This window comes from Nocardioides sp. P5_C9_2, from assembly GCF_054049555.1.
In genome coordinates this window covers 1-4,209 of record NZ_JBFUMD010000351.1, presented here as the reverse complement: position 1 = coordinate 4,209, position 4,209 = coordinate 1, and the positions used below count along the sequence as shown (strand labels likewise).

Annotated in this window: 3 protein-coding genes and 1 pseudogene; 3 read left to right on the top strand and 1 reads right to left on the bottom strand. The window is 74.9% G+C overall.

Features of this window, described 5'->3' with window-relative positions; genetic code table 11:
• The 3 genes and pseudogenes from ACXJKL_RS15815 to ACXJKL_RS15805 form a co-directional block, all read left to right on the top strand.
• Positions 1–438 (top strand): annotated as a pseudogene (locus ACXJKL_RS15815) (galactokinase); the annotation flags it as partial.
• Positions 439–623: 185 nt separating this feature from the next.
• The gene (locus ACXJKL_RS15810) at positions 624–1,781 is read left to right on the top strand and encodes a lipid II:glycine glycyltransferase FemX (RefSeq protein ID WP_457207987.1); all 1,158 of its coding nucleotides are present in this window, start codon (positions 624–626) and stop codon (positions 1,779–1,781) included.
• Positions 1,778–2,860, top strand: a complete 1,083-nt coding sequence (locus tag ACXJKL_RS15805) for an alanine racemase (RefSeq protein WP_457207986.1) — start codon at positions 1,778–1,780, stop codon at positions 2,858–2,860. The genes ACXJKL_RS15810 and ACXJKL_RS15805 overlap by 4 nt, the downstream gene beginning before the upstream one ends.
• On the opposite strand, the gene ACXJKL_RS15800 is transcribed toward ACXJKL_RS15805, so the two are convergent.
• Positions 2,771–4,209, bottom strand: a 1,439-nt coding sequence (locus ACXJKL_RS15800; protein WP_457207985.1) for a glycosyltransferase family 87 protein, incomplete at its 5' end; no start/stop codon positions are given. The two genes, ACXJKL_RS15805 and ACXJKL_RS15800, sit on opposite strands and share 90 nt — an antisense overlap.

Sequence of the window (4,209 nt, the reverse complement as noted above, 5' to 3'; positions counted from 1 at the left end):
GCCGAGCTCGGCGTCGCCTCCCTGCGCGAGGTCGCCGACGTCGAGGCCGCCCTCGCCGCCCTCACCGACGACGAGACCCGGCGTCGGGCCCGACACGTCCTCACCGAGAACCGGCGCGTCCTGGCGTGCGTCGACCTCGCCCGCCGCGGCGAGCTCGCGGCGATCGGGCCGCTCATGACCGCCTCGCACGCCTCGATGCGCGACGACTTCGAGAACTCGGTGCCCGTCGTCGACCACGCGGTGGAGGCCGCCCTGGCCGGCGGCGCGCTCGGTGCCCGGATGACCGGAGGCGGCTTCGGCGGCGCCGTGGTGGCCCTGGTCCCCCGCGACGCCGTGCCCACCGTGCGCGACGCGGTCGCGCGCGCGAGTGCCGACGCCGGGCTGCCGTCCCCCGACGTGCTCGAGGTGGTCCCCTCGCGAGGGGCCGGCCGCGACTAGGTCTCCCTCGAACGGACCGCCCGACAGGGCCGCCGGGGAAGCCGTCGAAAGACCGGCGAAGAAAAGTGGTCGTCCCACGCAACCAACTGTGGCCCGGTCCCGTCTAGGGAGTGAGCAGGGATCGGACAAGTACGGGGGTCTTGTCTGGTCCCTGCGACCATTTCGACCCCTGTAGCCTCACCCGGGTGACGACTCCGACCCCCCTCACCGTCCGGGCCATCACGACCGCCGAGCACGCCGCGTACATCGCCGCCCAGCCGAGCGCGAGCTTCCTGCAGACCCCGGCCTGGGCCCGGGTCAAGCCCGAGTGGCGCGCCGAGTCCCTCGGCTGGCACCGCGGCGACACCCTCGTCGGCGTCGGGCTGGTGCTCTACCGCCAGCTGCCCCGGCTCAAGCGCTACCTGGCGTACCTCCCCGAGGGCCCGGTCCTCGACTGGGACGACCCGGACGTGCGTGACGACCTCGACGCCTGGCTCGCCCCGATGACCGCCCACCTGTCGCGCCAGGGCGCCTTCGGGGTCCGGATGGGCCCGCCGGTCATCACCCGCCGGTGGAGCGCCGCGCAGGTCAAGGAGGGCATCGCCGACGACTCCGTGCACCGGCTCACCGACGTGCCGCCGCTCGACCGCTCGCAGACCGGGGCCGCCGTGGTGGCCCAGCTCAACGAGCTCGGCTGGCGCCCACAGGCCGTCGAGGGCGGCTTCGCGGCCGGCCAGCCGCAGTACAACTTCGTCGTCCCGCTCGTGCACGACGACGGCACGCCGCGCACCGAGGACGAGGTCCTGGCCGGCATGAACCAGCTCTGGCGCCGCAACATCAAGAAGGCCGCCAAGCAGGGTGTCGTGGTCGAGAAAGGCACCCGGGAGGACCTCAAGGCCTTCCACGACCTCTACGTCCACACCGCCGAGCGCGACCACTTCACCCCGCGCGGGCTGCGCTACTTCGAGACGATGTACRACGCCCTCTCGGCCGAGGCGGAGGGCCGCATCGCCCTGTGGACCGCGCGGCACGAGGGCGACCTCGTCGCCAGCACCATCGCCATCCGAGTCGGCGCCCACGCCTGGTACTCCTACGGCGCGAGCTCGACGGAGAAGCGCGACGTCCGCGGCTCCAACGCCGTCCAGTGGGCGATGATCAGCGACGCGATGGCCGGGGGCGCCGCGGTCTACGACCTGCGCGGCATCACCGACACCCTCGACGCCGACGACTCGCACGTGGGCCTCATCCAGTTCAAGGTGGGCACCGGCGGCGAGGCCGTCGAGTACGTCGGGGAGTGGGACCTGCCGCTCAACCGGGTGCTCTACAAGGCGTTCGACCTCTACATGAAGCGGCGCAGCGGATGAGCCTGCGCCTCACTGTCGACGGCCAGCGCTGGCGAGCGCACCTGCTCGCCACCGCGACCGCCCACCCGGGCATCGTGCCGGTCGCGAAGGGCAACGGCTACGGCTTCACCGTCGGTCGCCTCGCCCGGCGCGTGCAGTGGCTGCACGAGCACGCCGGGCAGACCGGCACCCCGGTCGACCTGATGGCCGTCGGCACCTACCGCGAGCTCTCCGGCGCCCTGACCCGCTACGACGGCGACCTCCTCGTGCTCACGCCGTGGCGTCCGGTCGGCGGCGCCGTCGACGTCCCCGAGGCCCGGGACCGGCGCGTGGTCCACACCGTCAGCCGGGTCGAGGACCTGCGAGACCTCACCGACCGCGACCCGCGCGCCCGCTTCGTGCTCGAGCAGCTCACCTCGATGCGCCGGCACGGGATGACCCGCCGCGAGCTCGCCGAGGCCGGCCGGGTCGTGGCGGAGCGCCGCCTCCCCGGGCTCGAGGGCCTGGCCCTGCACCTGCCGCTCAACGTCGCCTCCCACCTCGGCGAGGTGACCCGCCTCGTCAACGACGCGGTCGCGGCGGGCGTCGGGACCCGCACCGTCTTCGTCAGCCACCTGACGTCCGGCGAGCTCACCGCGCTGCGCGCGTCGTACCCCGACTTCACCTTCCGCCCACGCATCGGCACCGACCTGTGGCTGGGCGATCGCGGAGCCCTCACGGTCACCTCGACGGTCCTCGACGTCCACCCGCTCGAGCGCGGAGAGGCCTTCGGGTACCGCGGCCGCTCGATGCCGACGAGCGGGCACCTGCTGGTGGTCAGCGGCGGTACGGCGCACGGCATCGGCCTCGAGGCGCCCAGCGGCGAGCAGTCGATCCGGGCCCGTGCCGCCACCATCGCCCGCGGCGGCATGGACGCGGCCGGCTTCGTGCGCTCGCCGTTCTCCATCGACGGCAAGCAGCGGCTCTTCGCCGAGCCCCCGCACATGCAGGCCTCGATGCTCTTCGTGCCGTCAGGCGCCCGCGTGCCGGGCGTCGGCGAGGACATCGACGTCCGGGTCCGGTTCACCGCGACCGGCTTCGACGACGTCGTCATCACCTGACCCGTCGCCCGACCGGGCGCCCAGCAGCACCGACGCCACCAGCCACGCCAGTCCCAGGAGCCGGGCGACCATGCCCCACCAGTAGGCGCGCGCGTCCCCGCCGCCGGCCGGGGCGAGCAGCCCGCCGAGGTACCACCCGAGCAGCGCGAAGTGCAGCACCTCGCCCGCCTGCCACACCAGCAGGTCGCGCCAGCGCGGCACGCCCATGGCCGCCAGCGGGAGCAGGACCAACGCGTACGACGGCGCGGACGCCGGGCTGACGAGCAGCGTCCCGGCGACGACCAGGGTGCCGAGCGCCGCCAACGACAGGCGGGTTCGCAGCCCGACGAGGGCCACGACCACCAGCCACGCGGCCACCAGCACGCCGGAGACACCCAGGACGACGGCTCGGGCGGGCTCGGTGTTGCTCGCCTGCTGGACCAGCAGCCACACCGAGCCGACGTCGACACCGTGCAGGTAGCCCTGCCACGACGCCCGCCAGGCGACGGGTGAGGAGACGTACGCCGGAGCGTTGACGACCAGCCACGTCACCACGGCGACCGTCGCGGCCCGCCATGCCTGGGCGGACCGGCCGTCCCGGACCCCCACCACGACCAGGGGCACCAACAGCAGCGCGACCAGGGGTGAGACCGCGGCACCCAGGCCGAGCGCGACACCGGCGACCGCCGGACGCCCGCGCGCCCATCCCCACAGGACGCCCGCCACCGCGGTGGCCGCGAGCAGGTCCCAGGTGATCGGCCACACCAGCACCAGCACGGGTGCCGCCGCGAAGGCGGCTGCGTCCCACGGCCGGCGTCGGCGCACCCCGACCAGGAGGCCGGCGGCGAGCAGCCCGGCGGCGGCGAGCCAGACCGCGGTGACGCCGGTGAAGATGCGGGCCTCGCGGTGCACCGCGTCGTCGACGGCGACGTCGGGCACGGGCTGGGCGCGCCGGGCGTCGAGGTCGGGCGAGCCCGCGAGCACGTGGGTGACGCCGGCCGCGGCCCACGCGACGTACGCCGGGACCGGGGGCTGCCAGCCCGGGGCGTACCGGTCGCGGACGCCCGCGTCGTCGGTGAACGGCCAGGCCAGCTCGGCGTGACCACGGTCGACGTACGCCTGCGAGACGTCCGACCAGCAGAGCGCGGCGTAGCGCCCGGTCCCGCCCTCGCCCGCGACGTCGAGGCAGGGCGCCTTGGCGACCATCCCCAGCGACAGGGCGAGCGCGGCGAGGAGCAGCACCACGCGCAGCGGCGTCCACCAGGGGTGCCGTCCGGCGTGGTCGCCCAGCGGGCCGCCGGCCACCTCGCTCAGCGAGCGGACCAGCGCATCGTCGCGGCTGGGGTGGACGCGGGCGGGCATCACGACGC

Bases quoted from the DNA above. Each gene is read 5' to 3' on its own strand.
- ACXJKL_RS15805 (WP_457207986.1), top strand. From the start codon at position 1,778: ATGAGCCTGCGCCTCACTGTCGACGGCCAGCGCTGGCGAGCGCACCTG.